The 16,579-nt window shown below is 59.5% G+C and carries 16 protein-coding genes; 7 read left to right on the forward strand and 9 right to left on the reverse strand.

Features of this window, described 5'->3' with window-relative positions:
* The 3 genes from ACRC1E_RS03470 to ACRC1E_RS03480 form a co-directional block, all read left to right on the forward strand.
* Positions 1–378 (forward strand): GDSL-type esterase/lipase family protein (locus ACRC1E_RS03470; RefSeq protein WP_438513719.1); only part of this gene is annotated, 378 nt, incomplete at its 5' end.
* 121 nt (positions 379–499) lie between these two features.
* Positions 500–823: a YkgJ family cysteine cluster protein gene (locus ACRC1E_RS03475; protein WP_438513720.1), complete on the forward strand. Its 324-nt coding sequence runs from the start codon at positions 500–502 to the stop codon at positions 821–823.
* 204 nt (positions 824–1,027) lie between these two features.
* Positions 1,028–2,329, forward strand: coding sequence for a hypothetical protein (locus tag ACRC1E_RS03480; protein WP_438513721.1), 1,302 nt, complete (start codon positions 1,028–1,030; stop codon positions 2,327–2,329).
* A 164-nt stretch (positions 2,330–2,493) separates the two neighbouring features.
* On the opposite strand, the gene ACRC1E_RS03485 is transcribed toward ACRC1E_RS03480, so the two are convergent.
* The 4 genes from ACRC1E_RS03485 to ACRC1E_RS03500 all read right to left on the reverse strand — a co-directional run bounded on the left by ACRC1E_RS03485 (position 2,494) and on the right by ACRC1E_RS03500 (position 6,342).
* The gene (locus ACRC1E_RS03485) at positions 2,494–3,378 is read right to left on the reverse strand and encodes a GGDEF domain-containing protein (RefSeq protein ID WP_438513722.1); all 885 of its coding nucleotides are present in this window, start codon (positions 3,376–3,378) and stop codon (positions 2,494–2,496) included.
* Positions 3,379–3,608: 230 nt separating this feature from the next.
* On the reverse strand, positions 3,609–5,411 hold the full coding sequence (gene aspS / locus ACRC1E_RS03490; protein WP_438513734.1) for an aspartate--tRNA ligase: 1,803 nt from the start codon (positions 5,409–5,411) through the stop codon (positions 3,609–3,611).
* 45 nt (positions 5,412–5,456) lie between these two features.
* Positions 5,457–6,101, reverse strand: coding sequence for a DUF502 domain-containing protein (locus ACRC1E_RS03495; protein ID WP_438513723.1), 645 nt, complete (start codon positions 6,099–6,101; stop codon positions 5,457–5,459).
* Position 6,102: 1 nt separating this feature from the next.
* Positions 6,103–6,342, reverse strand: coding sequence for an FmdB family zinc ribbon protein (locus tag ACRC1E_RS03500; protein ID WP_438513724.1), 240 nt, complete (start codon positions 6,340–6,342; stop codon positions 6,103–6,105).
* A gap of 229 nt (positions 6,343–6,571) precedes the next feature.
* Between ACRC1E_RS03500 and fabI the strand changes: the two genes are divergently transcribed.
* From fabI to ACRC1E_RS03515, 3 genes are read left to right on the forward strand one after another with little or no spacing between them, the layout of a single operon-like run.
* The gene (gene fabI / locus ACRC1E_RS03505; RefSeq protein WP_438513725.1) at positions 6,572–7,348 is read left to right on the forward strand and encodes an enoyl-ACP reductase FabI; all 777 of its coding nucleotides are present in this window, start codon (positions 6,572–6,574) and stop codon (positions 7,346–7,348) included.
* A gap of 10 nt (positions 7,349–7,358) precedes the next feature.
* Positions 7,359–8,291, forward strand: a complete 933-nt coding sequence (locus tag ACRC1E_RS03510) for a phosphate acetyltransferase (RefSeq protein WP_438513726.1) — start codon at positions 7,359–7,361, stop codon at positions 8,289–8,291.
* The gene (locus ACRC1E_RS03515; protein ID WP_438513727.1) at positions 8,288–9,442 is read left to right on the forward strand and encodes an acetate/propionate family kinase; all 1,155 of its coding nucleotides are present in this window, start codon (positions 8,288–8,290) and stop codon (positions 9,440–9,442) included. Before ACRC1E_RS03510 ends, ACRC1E_RS03515 begins: the two co-directional genes overlap by 4 nt.
* A gap of 56 nt (positions 9,443–9,498) precedes the next feature.
* On the opposite strand, the gene rpsT is transcribed toward ACRC1E_RS03515, so the two are convergent.
* On the reverse strand, positions 9,499–9,762 hold the full coding sequence (gene rpsT / locus ACRC1E_RS03520; RefSeq protein ID WP_438513728.1) for a 30S ribosomal protein S20: 264 nt from the start codon (positions 9,760–9,762) through the stop codon (positions 9,499–9,501).
* A 130-nt stretch (positions 9,763–9,892) separates the two neighbouring features.
* On the opposite strand from rpsT, the gene murJ reads away from it, so the two are divergent.
* Complete coding sequence (gene murJ / locus ACRC1E_RS03525) at positions 9,893–11,428, forward strand: murein biosynthesis integral membrane protein MurJ (RefSeq protein ID WP_438513729.1); 1,536 nt, start codon at positions 9,893–9,895, stop codon at positions 11,426–11,428.
* A gap of 73 nt (positions 11,429–11,501) precedes the next feature.
* Here murJ and ACRC1E_RS03530 read toward each other — a convergent pair whose 3' ends face one another.
* From ACRC1E_RS03530 to ACRC1E_RS03545, 4 genes are all read right to left on the reverse strand, one after another.
* Complete coding sequence (locus ACRC1E_RS03530) at positions 11,502–11,858, reverse strand: hypothetical protein (protein WP_438513730.1); 357 nt, start codon at positions 11,856–11,858, stop codon at positions 11,502–11,504.
* A gap of 105 nt (positions 11,859–11,963) precedes the next feature.
* Positions 11,964–15,074: an efflux RND transporter permease subunit gene (locus tag ACRC1E_RS03535; protein ID WP_438513731.1), complete on the reverse strand. Its 3,111-nt coding sequence runs from the start codon at positions 15,072–15,074 to the stop codon at positions 11,964–11,966.
* Positions 15,075–15,086: 12 nt separating this feature from the next.
* Positions 15,087–16,187 (reverse strand): efflux RND transporter periplasmic adaptor subunit, encoded by a 1,101-nt coding sequence (locus tag ACRC1E_RS03540; protein ID WP_438513732.1) that lies wholly within the window; start codon positions 16,185–16,187, stop codon positions 15,087–15,089.
* 17 nt (positions 16,188–16,204) lie between these two features.
* A partial coding sequence (locus ACRC1E_RS03545; protein WP_438513733.1) for a 3D domain-containing protein occupies positions 16,205–16,579 on the reverse strand: 375 nt, incomplete at its 5' end.

Consider the following 16,579-nt stretch of genomic DNA (forward strand, 5'->3'; position numbering starts at 1 on the left):
CCGCAAGCCCTATCCCGCCATCATCCCGACATCGTGATACTGGAACTGGGCGGCAACGATGGCCTCCGCGGCCTGCCGCTGTCCGAAATGGAAAGCAACCTGAACAGAATGGTCGAACTGGCCAAGCGCAGCAAGGCCAAAGTGCTGCTGGTAGGTATGGCGCTACCGCCCAACTATGGCCCGGACTACGGTGCAAGGTTCCGCAAGGCATACGACAAAGTGGCTAAAACCCATAAAACGGGCTATGTCCCCGTTCTGGTTGCCGGCTTTGAAACCCGGCTGGATCTGTTTCAAAGCGACGGCATCCACCCCGCCGCCGCCGCGCAGGCGCTGATGGCCGCTACCGTAGAGCGCGGACTGAAGCCGCTATTGAAGTGAGGATAAGCCGATAGGGCAGCCGGGATTAGGCGGCCCATTAAATCAATTAGGGTATATTGATTGTATTTACATGCCAATATTTATAAAATACCCACCTTAAATTTATTTTCAGTGCGTCTCTATGTCGCAATGCCTATCCTGCGGCGCCTGCTGCGCCAGTTTTCGTGTTTCTTTCTATTGGGCTGAAGCCAGCGATGGCGGTGGTACCGTCCCGGTCGAACTCACCGAAACGCTAGACCCATGGCAAAGCTGCATGCGCGGCACTTGGTCCGATGCCCCCTTGTGCACTGCCCTCGAAGGCGAAGTCGGCAGCCGCGTATCCTGCACCATCTACTCCCAGCGCCCGTCGCCCTGCCATGCCGTGAACGAGGGCGATGCACAGTGCCTGCGCGCCCGCGAACGCTGGGGCCTGACGATCCCGCAACAGCAGCCGTGCCCGGCCTAGCCTGCTCTGGCTACACCACTCGTACCATCATGCATAGCGGGCGAGGCAAGGCCTTAAGCGGTGACAAACCGTTGAAATCACGCAGCAGTCCATTCAGCATGACCGAATCATCCGACCAAACAAAACTATTGACATAAATCAAATAAAAAATAAATACCATATATATATTTAAATCGTGAAAGCAACAAAACACGAGGAGGGTATATGCACAAGAAGACATGGCTGGCATTGGCAATCCCCGCATTACTGGCTGCATGTGGCGGCGGAGGGGGCAGCTCGGGCGAGAGCACCCAAACGCCACTACTGACCGGCAAGTTCATCGACGCGCCAGTTGAAGGCATCGCGTACAAGACCGAAACAATGGCAGGCAAGACCGGCACAGGCGGCACCTTCCAGTACCGCACGGGCGAGACGGTCACCTTCAGCATCGGCGGCGTTCAGTTGCCCGTAAGCAAGGCCGGTGAATTGCTGACCCCGCTGACGCTGGCTGGCGGCGACGCAACAGTCGCCATCAATATTGCGCAGCTATTGCAGACACTGGACGACGCTAGCGACGGCACGATCACTATCGGCGCCGACGCGGTCAAACGCCTGAACAACGCAGTACTGGACTTCAAGGCAGCCGACTTTGATGACAAGGCCAAAACGCTGACGGCAGGCCTCACATGGGTCAACGACGAAGCGGCCGCCAAGCATCTGAACGATACGCTGGGCAAGGTGCAGCCGGAACTGGGCAAACAACTGGTCGGCACTTGGCGGATCAATGACGATAACGCGCCGCTGGTGCTGGTGACCTTCATGGCTGACGGCAGCTACGTCATTGCAGAAGAAGGCGAGGCTGATGATGCCGGCCAGGCCGGCGTCGAATGGGGCAGCTACACATGGAATGCAGTTGACGGGACGCTGGTAGCTACTCCCGAGGTCGACACCAGCGGCGAGTGGGGGCTGTCGCACCCTGTCGGCAAGTACAAGGCCAGTCTGGGCACGAATGGCCTGCTGACCATCACCGATAACGAAGACAAGCCGGTGTTCTACAAGGTTGGCCAGCGCGCAGAGCAGCCACTGCACGGCTCGTGGCTAGCGAAGGCAGGTGACACCAAGGTGCTACTGAGCTTCTACAACACGGGGCTGAACAGCGACCCGGGGCAAAAGTACCGCTACAAGTACCTGATTACCGAAGTGGGTAACAATGAATGCGACCGAGCCCAGCCATTGGGACCGACTCACAGCACAGACAAGCGCAAATCTGCCTGCAACGGCTTCGAGCAAGGCCGCTATGAATGGCGCAACAACAACCAGTTCGACTACGTCGTCAAGTTCGACCAGACCGGCTGGTGGGGATTGTCGCATGCAAGTGCAAGCACAGTAGGGCTGGGGAGTGTCGGAAGCCCGGTTTCGACCATAGATATCGAGCAAAGCCTGCCGCTGATGGTCGATGGCGACACGCTGACGATGACCACGGCCGACAGTGGCAGCACCGCAGTCGTATTCACCCGGGTCAAGTAAGCCGCTTGCAGCAGCACGGGACGCGCACCTCGGTGCGCGTTTTTGATGGATTCCGACACTGCCTAAATCTGGGATATTCCGGTAACCGCCAAGATGGCGGCGTAGTCTGGCGGCAGCGATGCCAAGCCATCACCGGGTGCTAGCGACAGCAGCGCCCAGCGCAATCAGCCCCAGCTCAGGCCGTCACGCCCCGCCTGCTTGGCACGGTAAAGCGCATCATCGGCCCGTTTATAGGCCGTCTCAAGCGTATCATCCCCCTGCAAGACAGTTGCGCCGGCGGAGCAGGTATAAAACCAGTCCGGGTACTCCGGAAAACAGCGCTGCAAACGCAGCCGTCCAAGCACGCGTTCAAGCAAATCGGTGGCCGCACTTGCGCCTATGCCTCTGAGCACCAGCATGAACTCCTCCCCGCCCAGACGCCCGAAACCATCCGAGCGGCGCACCATACTTTGCACCAGCAAGGCAAACTGGCGCAGCACGCGATCACCAAACGGGTGACCATAGCTGTCATTCACCCGCTTGAAATGATCAAGATCAAACATGGCAATACAGCTGCCATCCAGGTGCGGAGAATGCAACTGATAGGCGAGAACGTCCAGAATGTGGCGGCGGTTACTGACCCCGGTCAACTCGTCGGTCTGCGAGACACGGATGGCAATATCACGCTCGGCCCGCAATTCCCGCCCCTGCGCACGCCAGGCCGAAATATCGACACCGCAGCAGAGCATCCAGCCCTCGGCATCCACCGTCTCCGTCATCAGGATCCAGCGGCCATCATGCATGTCTGCCTCGAAGGACCGGTACGGAACCTTGCCACGGCGGGACAAGGCAGAAGACAGCCAAGTCTCGAAATTTTCTGTTGCCACGGCCGTTCCGGTTACGTCCCGATGGTTGTCGCGCATCAGTTGCATCCAGGTCGGAAAATCATGCTCGGCAAGCGCGAGCGCGTGACGAAATGCCGGGTTGGCATAGCGCAGTCGATCCATATCATCGAACAGCGAGATCAACAAGGGCGTCGCCTTGTACAGTGACTCGAGTTGCGCGGCCATGTCTGAAAAAAGTCCCGCCGGCACCACTACGTTCCCAGCAATGGAGTCAGTCCACATCGGTGCACCATCCGCCTGAATTGGCCATTAGCCTATATCAAGGCTAAAAAATATTATATTAGCATTTTACCTGAATTCAGGTTGCAGCGCGCCGGCCAGAAGCCAGCCCCCCGCCTGGGAGCAATACAAAAAAAGGGACGCTCTCGCGTCCCTTTAACTTGTTACCACAACAATCAGGCAGCCGGTTCGGCCTTCTGGCGCAGACGCAGATTCAACTCTTTAAGCTGCTTCTCGTCGACATGGTTCGGTGCGTTGGTCAGCAGGCACTGGGCACGCTGGGTCTTCGGGAAGGCAATCACGTCGCGGATGGACTCGGCACCGGCCATCAGCGTCACCAGACGGTCGAGGCCGAAGGCCAGACCACCGTGTGGCGGCGCACCGAACTTCAGGTTGTCCAGCAGGAAGCCGAACTTGTTCTGCTGCTCTTCCGGGCTGATCTTGAGCGCGCCGAAGACCTTTTCCTGTACCGATGCCTGATGGATACGGATGGAGCCGCCACCGAGTTCCCAACCATTGACCACCATGTCGTAGGCACGGGCGATGCAGGCCGCCGGATTGCTTTCCAGCAGATCCTCATGCCCCGGCTTGGGTGCGGTGAACGGGTGATGGACGGCCACCCAGCGATCGGCTTCTTCGTCGTGTTCGAACATCGGGAAGTCTACCACCCACAGCGGACGCCATTCGCGCACGAAGAAACCGCCTGCTTCGCCACGCTCGTGACCGATCTTGATGCGCAGCGCGCCGATGGCTTCGTTCACCACCTTGGCCTTGTCGGCGCCAAAGAAGATGATGTCGCCGTTGTCGGCACCGGTGCGGGCCATGATTTCTTCCAGCGCAGGCACAGACAGGAACTTGACGATAGGCGACTGCAGGCCGCTGGTTTCGTCATTGCTGATCTTGGTCTTGTCGTTGACCTTGATATAGGCCAGACCCTTGGCGCCATAAATGGAGGCGAACTTGGTGTACTCGTCGATTTCCTTGCGCGAAATCGAGGCACCACCCGGCACACGCAGGGCAACCACACGGCCATTGTCCATATCGGCAGCAGCGCGGAACACCTTGAATTCTTCGGTCTTCATCAGGTCGGTCAGTTCGGTGAACTTGAGGTTCACACGCATATCCGGCTTGTCCGAACCGTAGTAGAACATCGCGTCGGCGTAAGTCATGCGCGGGAAATCACCCAGCTCTACACCCAGCACGTCGTTGAAGATCTGGCGCGCCATGCTCTCGGTGATGTCCATGATCTGGTTTTCATCGAGGAAAGACGTTTCGATATCAATCTGGGTGAATTCAGGCTGACGGTCGGCACGCAAGTCTTCGTCGCGGAAGCACTTGACGATCTGGTAATAACGGTCGAAACCGGCCACCATCAGCAGCTGCTTGAACAGCTGTGGCGATTGCGGCAACGCAAAGAATTCACCCGGATGCACACGGCTAGGCACCAGATAGTCACGGGCACCTTCCGGTGTGCTGCGGGTCAGCATCGGGGTTTCGATATCGATAAAGCCCTGAGCATCCAGATACTGGCGTACGCCCATCGCTACGCGGTAACGCATACGCAGGTTTTTCTGCATCGGTGCACGGCGCAGGTCGATGACGCGGTTGAGCAAACGCACGTTCTCGGAGATATTCTCGTCGTCGATCTGGAACGGCGGCGTCACCGCGCTATTAAGGATTTCAATATCCTTGGCCAGGATCTCGATGCCGCCCGAGATCATCTTGCTGTTGGCCGTGCCTTCCGGACGGGCGCGAACCAGACCGGTGATGGACAGCACGAATTCGTTACGGGCGCTGTCGGCGGTAGCGAAAGCTTCCGGGGTATCCGGGTCGATCACCACCTGCACCAGGCCTTCACGGTCGCGCAGGTCGATAAAGATCACGCCGCCATGGTCACGGCGACGATGAGCCCAGCCCTTGACGGTGACAGTCTGGCCCAGATATTTGGTATCAATAAGTCCGCAGTAATCGGTTCGCATCATATTCTGTTTCTTGAAGGGTTGAAGTGGGGTTCGCGCCGGGGCTTATCGCTTCTTGCCGGACGATTGGGGCGCGCCCGGCGCCACCATACCCATGGAAATTGCGTACTTGAGCGCCTCGTCGACACTCATATCGAGCTCGCGCGTCTCTTTTTTAGCCACCATCACAAAATAGCCCGAAGTCGGGTTGGGGATGGTCGGCACGTACACGCCTATATATTCGTCGCCGAGATCGAGCAACGAGCGGCTCACGCTATCGGGCAGCGAGCCGGTCTGGAAAGCCACTGTCCATAAGCCCTGATGCGGAAACTGTACCAGCAAAGGCTTCTTGAACGACTGTCCGGTGTCGGAAAACAGCGTGTCGCTGACCTGCTTGACACTGCTGTAGATGCTCTTGACCACCGGAATACGCGACATCAGCGCGTCCCAGTAATCGAACAGGCGCTGACCCAATACGTTGGCGGCAACCATGCCGGTCCCCAGCAACACCAGCACCGACAGCACCACACCCAAGCCCGGCACATTAAAACCGAGCAGGCTTTGCGGCCGCCAGGCATCGGGCAGCAGTACCAGCGTCTGATCCAGCGTGCCGACGATCATGTCCAGCACCCATAAAGTCACCGCCAGCGGCAGCCAGATCAGGATGCCGGTAACGAGATAAGCACGCAGGGTCAGCTTGATATGTTTCATCTCAGCCACAGCCGCCACAACCGCCGGTACCACAGGCATGAGCGGCAGCGGGCTTGCTGCCGTTCTTGAAGTCCGATTCATACCAGCCCGAGCCTTTAAGCTGGAAACCGGCGCAAGACAGCATTTTGGTGTAGTCGGCGCTACCACATGACGGGCACTGGGCAATCAGCTCGTCGCTGAGCTTTTGCAAGTGTTCGTGCTGTTTGCCACATTTTTCGCAACGGTATTCGTAAATAGGCATCTTTTTTCCCCGAGTCGACAACGACTTGATGCAAAATAACTATGCTGCATCGCAATAAAGCTATTTGTCCGCAGATGACAGACATCATCCAGAACAAGCGACCCGCTAGCAAGAGCGAAGTTTGAGCCGGACATTATATCCGATAGTCAGGGCAACACAAAAACAGGGCGCAACATCGCCGCAATAAAACCATGCAAACATCAGCAAGCACACACACCAAGGAAAAATCATGAGCCCAAATACCCCGTTACTGGCCGGCAAGAAAGGCCTCATCGTCGGCATCGCCAACGAACACAGCATCGCCTATGGCTGCGCCCGCAGCCTGCATGAAGCAGGAGCCGAGCTTGCCATCACCTATCTCAATGCCAAGGCCGAAAAGTATGTCCGCCCTCTGGCCGACAATGTCGATGCCCGTCTGGTCCTGCCGCTGAACGTGGAAGAGCCGGGCCAGATGCAGGCGCTGTTCGCTACCATCGCCGAACAATGGGGCGAACTGGACTTCATCGTCCACTCGATTGCCTTCTGCCCGATGGATGATCTGCATGGCCGCGTCACCGACTGCTCGCTGGAAGGCTTCCAGCAGGCGATGCGCGTGTCCTGCTACTCCTTTATCGAACTGGCCAAGCATGCCGAACCGCTGATGAAAAACGGCGGCACCTTGCTGACCATGAGTTATCACGGCGCCGACAAGGTGGTCGAAAACTACAACATCATGGGCCCGGTCAAGGCGGCACTGGAGAGCACCACCCGCTACCTGGCACACGAACTGGGCGACAAGGGCATACGCGTGCATGCCGTCTCCCCCGGCCCGCTAAAAACCCGCGCCGCCAGCGGCATCGAGCACTTCGACCAACTGATAGATGACGCCACCCGCCGCGCACCACAACACCGTCTGGTCGATATCGCAGATGTAGGCGCGACCTGTACTTTCCTTGTATCCGATGGCGCCCGCGCCCTCACCGGCCAGACCATCTATGTCGATGGCGGCTGCAACATCATGGCTTAAGGGAAAAACGATGACACATGACGACAATGCCTTTGCCAGCATTCTGGCGCAGGCACATAAAAACGGGCCATTGCCGATGGCCGTGGCCCATCCTTGCAGCCGCGAAGCACTATTGGGGGCGATTGAAGCGGCCGATCACAATATTGCCACCCCCATCCTGATTGGACCGGCAGCCAAAATTTACAAGCTGGCCGATGAACTGGGACTGGATCTGGCCGGCCTGCAGATTATCGATGTGCCGCACAGCCATGCTGCGGCGGAAAAAGCCGTCGAACTGGTACGCAATGGCCAGGCAGATATCCTGATGAAGGGCAGCCTGCATACCGACGAGTTCATGCATGAAGTACTGGACAGGCATACCGGCATCCGCACCGATCGCCGCATCAGCCACACCTTCATCATGAAGGTCGAAAGCTACCCGCGCACCCTGTTCATTACCGATGCCGCGATCAATATCGAGCCGGATCTGACCACCAAGCAGCACATCTGCCAGAACGCGATCGACCTTGCGCACGCGCTGGGTATCCCCCTGCCCAAAGTCGCCATCCTGTCGGCGGTGGAAACCGTAACGCCGGAGATACGCTCGACCATCGATGCCGCAGCCCTATGCAAGATGGCCGAGCGCGGCCAGATTACCGGTGCCCTGCTGGATGGCCCGCTGGCATTCGACAACGCCATCTCGCATGCGGCTGCCGATACCAAGGGCATTCATTCCAGCGTGGCCGGCGAACCGGATATCCTGCTGGTGCCCGATCTGGTATCCGGCAATATGCTGGCCAAACAGCTGACCTATCTCGCCGCTGCGTCATCGGCAGGGATCGTCATGGGCGCGCGCGTACCTATCGTATTGACCAGCCGTGCCGATGATGCACAAGGACGACTGGCCTCGACGGCAGTTGCCAATGTGCTGGCCCGCCATCGCCGGATTCGTGATCACGCATGAGCAGCGCCCTGATCGCAGTCAATGCCGGCTCGTCCACGCTTAAGTTTCGCGCCTATCAGACGGACGGCCAGACTCTGTTGCTGCAAGGCCTAATCGACCGCTTTGGCAGTGCAGAAGCCGTCATCAATATTCGCGACGATCAAGGCCAGCCTAGCAGCCACAAACTGGAACAGGCGGGGCGCGAGGCCGGCGTCAGCGCCATGCTGGACGCTCTCAGCCTGCGCAAAATCAAGCCCATAGGAGTCGTACACCGCGTAGTGCATGGCGGTAGCCGGTATCAGCAGGCAATCCCCATCACGACCGAGGTGCGTACCCACCTGCAAAGCCTGATCCCGCTGGCACCGCTGCATCAACCGGCGAGTCTCGCGGTGATCGATGCCTTCAGCCGGCTGGATGCGGCCCTGCCGCAGCTGGCCTGCTTCGATACCGCTTTTCATGCACAGCAGCCTGAGCATGCCACCCGCTTTGCCATTGCCCGTCACTGGCACGACGAAGGGCTGCGCCGCTATGGCTTTCACGGCCTTTCCTATGCGGCCATTACGCGCCGCCTGCCCGAAATCGGTCTGGCGGATGCGCGCGTAGTGGTCTGCCATCTGGGTAGCGGCTCCAGCGCCTGTGCCATTCATGGCGGGCGCAGTATCGCGTCCAGCATGGGGCTGTCCGCACTGGACGGCCTGATGATGGGAACCCGTCCTGGGATACTGGATCCGGAAGTGGTGCTGTACTGGCAGGAAAAGCACGGCATGAGCATTGCCGACGTCAGGGACGAGCTATACAAGCGCTCGGGCCTGCTCGGGGTGTCGGCCCTGTCGGCCGATATGCGTGTACTGCTGGCCAGCGATACACTGGAAGCTGGCGAAGCTGTCGAGCTCTATTGCTGGCGCGCCGCACGCGAAGTCAGCTCGCTGGCAACCGCGATGGGCGGGCTGGATGCGGTGGTGTTTACGGCGGGAATAGGCGAGCACTCGGCAGAAGTACGCGCACGCATACTGGAAAGATTGGGCTGGCTGGGGTTTGCCACGGACAGTGTGGCCAATATGGCACACCAGACCCGGCTGACAACGCCAAGCAGTACTCGCCACGCCTATGTACTGGCTACCGACGAGGAAGGCGAGATGGCAAGGGAAGCGGCCGGGATTTTCAGCCGCTGAAAAGCAAAAACCCCGCTAATGCGGGGTTTTTGCGTATTCTGTTCGATCGCTTGTGATCAGGCCATAGCCTTGATCTGGGCGGACAGGCGGCTCTTATGGCGAGCGGCCTTGTTCTTGTGGAACACGCCCTTGTCGGCGATACGGTCGAGAACCTTTACGGAAGCCTGGAATACTTCTTTGGCTTCGGTCTTGTTGCCGGCTGCGATTGTCTTAAGCACTTTCTTGACTGCGGTACGGAACGCAGTACGCAGGCTGGCGTTATGCGCGCGCTGCTTGAGAGCTTGGCGTGCACGCTTGCGAGCTTGTGCGCTGTTAGCCATGAATCTATCTCCTGATGAGCTGAATCTGAAACCCGCGATTCTAAGTGTTCAGCTTTGGTTTTGCAACAACAATCCCGCCAGCGTAAACTGACGGGCTCTTGCCAACAAAAATAACAAGCTGCCACTCCCCATGAATCTGCTTAAGGCGCTGGCTACAGTCAGCAGTTTTACTCTGGTGTCCCGCATTCTGGGTTTCGTGCGCGATGCCATCATTGCTCGCGTATTTGGCGCCGGTTTTGCCACCGATGCTTTTTTTGTCGCCTTCAAGCTCCCCAACCTGCTTAGGCGTGTCTTTGCCGAAGGTGCATTCTCGCAGGCTTTCGTGCCGGTACTGGCCGAATACCGCCGCAACAAGACCGAAGACGAAACCCGGGCCTTTCTGGCCGACATCTCCGGCCTGCTCGGCATGGTACTGATCGTCGTTACTCTGCTGGGCATGCTGATCGCACCGTGGATCATCTGGGTGTCGGCTCCGGGCTTTGCCAAAGAGGCCGACAAATTTGCACTCACTGTCGACCTGCTACGCATCACCTTCCCCTATATCCTGTTCATCTCGCTGTCGTCGCTGGCCGGCAGCGTGCTCAACACCTGGCGCCAGTTTTCGGTACCGGCATTCACCCCTACACTGCTGAACGTCTCGTTTATCGCCTGCTCGCTATTGCTGGCCCCCTATTTCGACCCGCCCGTGCTGGTGCTGGCGTGGGCCGTGTTTATCGGCGGCATCGCACAGCTGGCTTATCAGCTACCCTATCTGAAAAAAATAGGCATGCTGACCTGGCCGCGACTGAATCTGAAAGACGCCGCAGTGTGGCGCGTGATCAAGCTGATGGGGCCGGCGATCTTCGGCGTATCGATTGCCCAGATCTCGCTGGTGATCAACACCATCTTCGCGTCGTTTCTGGTGTCGGGTAGCGTGTCGTGGATGTACTACGCCGACCGGCTGATGGAGTTCCCGACCGGCATCCTGGGCGTGGCACTGGGGACGATTTTGCTGCCCTCGCTCTCCAAACACGCAGCCGACCAGTCGCACGAGAACTACTCCCGCCTGCTGGACTGGGGCATGCGCCTGTCGCTATTGCTGGCACTACCGGCGTCCATCGGCCTGGCGGTGATGTCGATGCCGCTGATTGCCACCTTATTCATGTACGGCAAGTTCTCCCCGCACGATGCGCTGATGACACAGCAGGCGCTGATGGCCTACACCGTCGGTCTGACCGGGCTGATTCTGGTCAAGGTACTGGCGCCGGGCTTTTATGCGCGTCAGGACATCAAGACACCGGTCAAGGTCGGCATTTTTACGCTGGCCATGACCCAGCTGATGAACCTCGCCTTTGTCTGGCAATTCAAGCATGCCGGCCTCGCCCTCGCCATTGGCCTGGCCGCACTGATCAACGCCCTAGCCTTGCTGGTGCTCTTGATCCGGCGCGGCATCTACCAGCCACAAGCGGGCTGGTGGCTGTTTATGCTTAAGATTACCCTGGCTTCAGGCGCGATGGCTGCGGTTCTGATCGGGCTGGAACACTTTGTACCGGGCAACTGGCATGGCCATGCCTGGCAGCGTGCAGCATGGCTAAGCGGCCATATCCTGGCTGGTGCCATCGCCTACTTCGGCCTGCTGTTCGCCATGGGGCTACGCGCGCGCGACTTTATGCGCCGCGAGATGTAGCACGGTTGTAGCCAGACGCAAAAAAACCGGCCTGAAGGCCGGTTTTGTCTTGTTCAAGCTCACTACACGCGCATCAATCGCGGACAAAGCGCTTAAACTCACTCATTTTCAACAGACCGCGGCACTCTTTACGGCTCAGCTTGTTGCCGAGGAACTGGCCACGCTCGTAGGCAAAATCGCGCGCGGTAATCGCCTTGATCTTGTCCTTGCCGCGCATATCGTCCACCAAGCGCACCACGCTCAAGCGCGCCAACTTGAAACGCCCTTCTTTTTCGTCATAGCGCTCGGCACAGAACTTCATCGCACCGGCGAAAGCGCCCAGACGATGAGCATCGTTGACCAGCTTGGCTTGCGCCGGTGCGGCAGACAGCACCAGCAGCGACAAAGAGACAGCAGAGATCAGGCGCAGAACAGGCTTACTAGACAGCATTGGGTTCTTTCTTTTCCGTACGGGCGAAGGCCGCCATCACAACGGCCCATGAATGGCTACTATGATATCAAATACTATCTTTATAGCAACAATCTAATAACCCATTCACTTTTCCACCTGACTGAATCTCGCCAGCAGCCGGTGTATGCGCGTACGCAAACCGTCCAGATAGGTGTACACCACCGGCACCACCACCAGCGTCAGCAGGGTCGAGGTCACCATGCCGCCGATGATCGCTTGCGCCATCGGCCGCTGCGTCTCGGAGCCGTCACCGGTCGATAGCGCCAGCGGCAACATGCCGAAAATCATCGCCAGAGACGTCATCATGATGGGACGCAGACGCACCCGTCCCGCCTCGACAATGGCATCCAGCCTTGGCATGCCCTCGCGCCGCGACTGGCCGATAAAGTCGACCAGCAAAATGCCGTTCTTGGCTGCCAGCCCCATCAGCATCACGATGCCGATCACCGAGAACATATTCAGTGTCGAGCCCCATAACCACAGCGCGACAAATACCCCGACAAAAGCCAGCGGCAAAGACACCATGATGGTGATCGGCAAGGTAAAGCTGCGAAACTGTGCCGCCAGTATCATGTAGATAAAGATCACCCCCAGCGCCAGCGCCTGCAGCGCATAAAAGAGTGACTCCTGCATATCCTGCTGCTCGCCCTGCTGCGACAGGATCACCCCCGCAGGCAGACTGGCAGCCGCCAGCACCTTGTCCAGATCGGCAAACACGGCCGCCGGCGAACGGCCGCTGATATTGGCCGAAAGCCCGACCTCGCGCAGCATGTCCACGCGTTCTATCTGGCGCGGGCTGGCCTCCGGCTCGATACGGGTCAGCGCCGACAAGGGCACCATCTGGCGCACGCCGTCTGCATCACGGCTGCCGGCCACGCTCAGGCTATCCAGCAGCTCGCGCTGACGCTCAGGTTGCGGCACCTGCAAGGTGACGTCGTAGTTCTCCCCGTCCGGCGCCTCCCAAGTGGTCACGGTACTGCCGGCCAGCAAGGTCGACAGGGTTTCGCCCACCCGTGCCAGATCCACCCCCAGACCGGCAGCAGCATCGCGCTGTACGCTGATGCGCAGCCCCGGATCGGCCTCGGCCAGACTGGATTGCACATCGGTCACGCCGTCGATGGCTGCAATTTTCTGTGCCAGCATCGCCGCAGTAGCCTCCAGCTCGGCGATATTACCTCCGCGTACCCCCACATTCAGCGGTTTGCCGCCACCGCCATGCTGGCCCGAAGCGGATACCGAATCGACTTCGATGCCGGCCACCGCAGCAGCGGCCACACGCACCTCATCCATCAGCGTATCCAGCGAGCGCTCGCGTGCCGACTTGTCACCCGCTTTGACAGACAGCCTCGCCTCGGTCTTGCCGGCGCCAAAGCGCCCGCCGGCAATCTTGATTTCTATCGACTTCACCTCGGGAATGCGGCGCAAGCGTTGCTCCACTTCGTGTGCCTTGCCCTCGGTGTAAGCGAGCGTCGCGCCCGGTGCCGTCTTGAGCACCACACTGAATTCGCCCTTGTCGGCACGCGGCAGAAACTCGCCACCGATGCTGGGCACCAGCATAAAGCTGCCGATCAGCATGGCCAGCGCAATCAGGAGCACACTCTTGCGCCAGGCCAGTGCCAGCCGGATCAGACGCACATAGCCCTCGGCCAGGCGGTCCAGCGATGATTCGAACCAGTCCAGCACCCGCCCCAGCGGCCCCTTGTGCTTATCGCCGTGATGGTGCGGATCGTGCCAGATGGACGACAGCATCGGGTCCAGCGTAAAGCTCACCAGCATCGAGATCAGCACCGCCACCGTCACCGTCAGGCCGAACTGATGGAAGAACTTGCCGATCACCCCCTCCATAAAGCCCACCGGCAAAAATACCGCCACCACCGTCAGGGTGGTGGCCAGTACCGCGAGGCCGATCTCGTTGGTGCCATCCAGCGCCGCCTGAAAGTGGCGCTTGCCCATGGCGGCATGGCGCACGATGTTCTCGCGCACCACAATGGCGTCGTCTATCAACAGGCCGATAGACAGCGACAGTGCCATCAGCGTCATCAGGTTAAGGGTAAAGCCCATGGCCCAGATAGCAAACATGGTGCCTATCAGCGAAATGGGCAGCGTCAGGCCGGTAATCACCGTGCTGCGCCAGCTACCCAGAAACAGAAACACAATCAGTACCGTCAGTGCCGCACCTTCGAGCAGGGTCTTTTGCACATCGCGCAGCGAGTTTTTGACATCGAGCGATTTGTCGGTACCGATGGTGACCGTCGTACCGGCCGGCATGCCGGCTGTTAGCGAGTCCAATACCTGCTTCACGCCGTCGGCCACCATCACGATATTGGCACCACGCGCCGCACGGATATCGACGCCGACCCCCGGCGCACCATCTATCAGCGCCACACTGGTTTTTTCGGCCTCGGCATCACGCACCTCAGCCACATCGGCCAAGCGCACATCCCCTCCCTCGCGCTGCGCCACGATCAGACTGGCAAAGTCGTCCGCACTTTTTAGCTTGCCGGCCAGACGGAGTGTCAGTTCGCTATCACCGCGCGATAACTGCCCGCCCGGATAATCCCGGTTGGCGGCACGAATGGCATCGGCCACTTCGGGCAAAGACAAGCCGAGTGCCTCCAGACGCAAGGGATCGATATCGATGCGCATTTCACGGCGCACACCGCCGACCACCTTGACTTCACCCACCCCGGCCACCGTCTGCAGCCGCTTTTTCAGCGTATTGTCGACCCAGCCGGTCAGTACACGGGCACTGACCTCTTTATTGTTGAACGAGATGGTTAGCAGCGGCTCGTCATTGGGATTGAACTGCGAGACTGCCGGGGTCTGGATTTCACGACGGAAACTGCCCTGCACGCCGGACACACGGTCGCGCACTTCCTGCGTCGCCAGATTGGGATCGGTCGACAGCTCGAACTCGACCACCAGCGTCGACAGCCCCTGCATCGAATAGGAACGGATATGCTTGATACCGGCGATGGTATTGATCGCCTCTTCCAGCGGACGGCTGATCTCGCTTTCCACCACCTCGGGCGAGGCCCCCGGATAGCTGGTCGTCACCGCGGCAACCGGAAAACGGATATCGGGAAACTCTTCCACCGCCAGACGCTGCCAGGCAAACAGGCCCAGCACGGTCAGGGCGATCATCAGTACCGCAGCAAAATAGGGATTATTGACGCTGACACGGGTGAGCCACATGGCGAAGCTCCTTTAGGGTGTCGCGTTGAACTGAACGCGGTCGCCGGCCTTCAGGCCTGCCAGCGCAGAGGCCAGCACCCGCTCTCCCGGCTGCAAGCCGGTCACGGCCAGCTGCCGCTCGCTAACGGAGACCAGCTGTACGGCGATGTCGCGCCGCGATAGCCGCCCGTCACTGACCAGCATCACCCAGGGCTTGCCTTCGCGCTCGCGCACGGTGGCCAGAGGCAGGTTCACCATGCCGCTTTCCTGCTGCAACACGATGCCGCCCTTGACGAACTGGCCGGCCTTGAGCACGCCCTTATCATTGGCGACACGGATATAAACATTGAAACTGCGGGTACCGGCATTGGCTACCGGATTGATGCGTACCACCTCACCCGCCACGAGCGCATCACTGCCTTCCAGTTGCAGCTGCGCCTGCTGTCCGGGCTTCACCTGGGCAATCAGGCGCGAAGGCACGCTGGCTACCGCCTCCAGCACCGACAGATCAGCCACCGCCAGCACCTTCTGGTTGCGTGCCACCATATCGCCGGCATTGATCTTGCGCTGGTAGAGCACGCCCGAAATCGGTGCCCGCAAGCGGGTATCGGCCAGCGCACGCGTAGCGCGCGCCAGCTGAGCCGCCTGCGCCTTGAACTCGCCCTCGCGCACACGATAATCGCTTTCCAGCTCGTCTATCGCCAGCTTGGAAATAAAGCCCTGCTGGTAGAGTTCACGCTGTTTGGCCAGCTTGATGCGCGCCAAGGCCTGCCGCGCCTGCTGATTATCCAGCTGCGCCTGTTGCTCCTTGACCGACTCGCCCAGGCTTTCGCTATCCAGCACCGCCAGCACCTGCCCGGCCTTGACCGCCTCGCCTTCGCGCACCCGCACTTCGCGCACCCGACCCTCGACCTCGGCCGACATTTCACTGAAATTCAGTGCCGCCAGCGTGGCCGTGACCGGCAGGGTGTCGCTCACCCGCCCTATGCGCGCCTGCAAGATATCGCCAGCAGCCAGTTGGCGCACGACAGCCGGTGCCGAAGCATCGCGCTTGCCCGAAGCGAGGTCTTCCTTGCCGCCACACGCGCTTAACAAGCCCAGTACCAGTAAACCCATCCCCAGCTCAATGCGCATGCAGTTTCTTTCAGTAATCAGCTAGCCGACGCCGGCGGCGCCATGCCCTTGGGCAGCAATAACCACAGGCTGCCCCTTTGTTTCATACGCCCGGCATACATGCCGGCTTCGGTGCCGAAGCCCCAGAAGAAATCGGCACGGATCGCACCGCGTATCGCCCCACCGGTGTCCTGTGCCAGCATCACCCGCTGCAATGGCTGTTGTGACAGTGGCCAGGTGGTACTCAGGAACACCGGCGCCCCCAGCGGAATAAAACGCGGATCGACGGCAATGCTGTAGCCATCGGTCAGCGGCACACCCAAAGCCCCCAAGGGTCCGCCGCCAGCACGACCCAATACCCGGAAGAATACATAACTCGGGTTGACATTGAATAGCTCATTCATGCGATTCGG

This window comes from Craterilacuibacter sp., from assembly GCF_051659485.1.
Classification (GTDB): domain Bacteria; phylum Pseudomonadota; class Gammaproteobacteria; order Burkholderiales; family Chromobacteriaceae; genus Craterilacuibacter.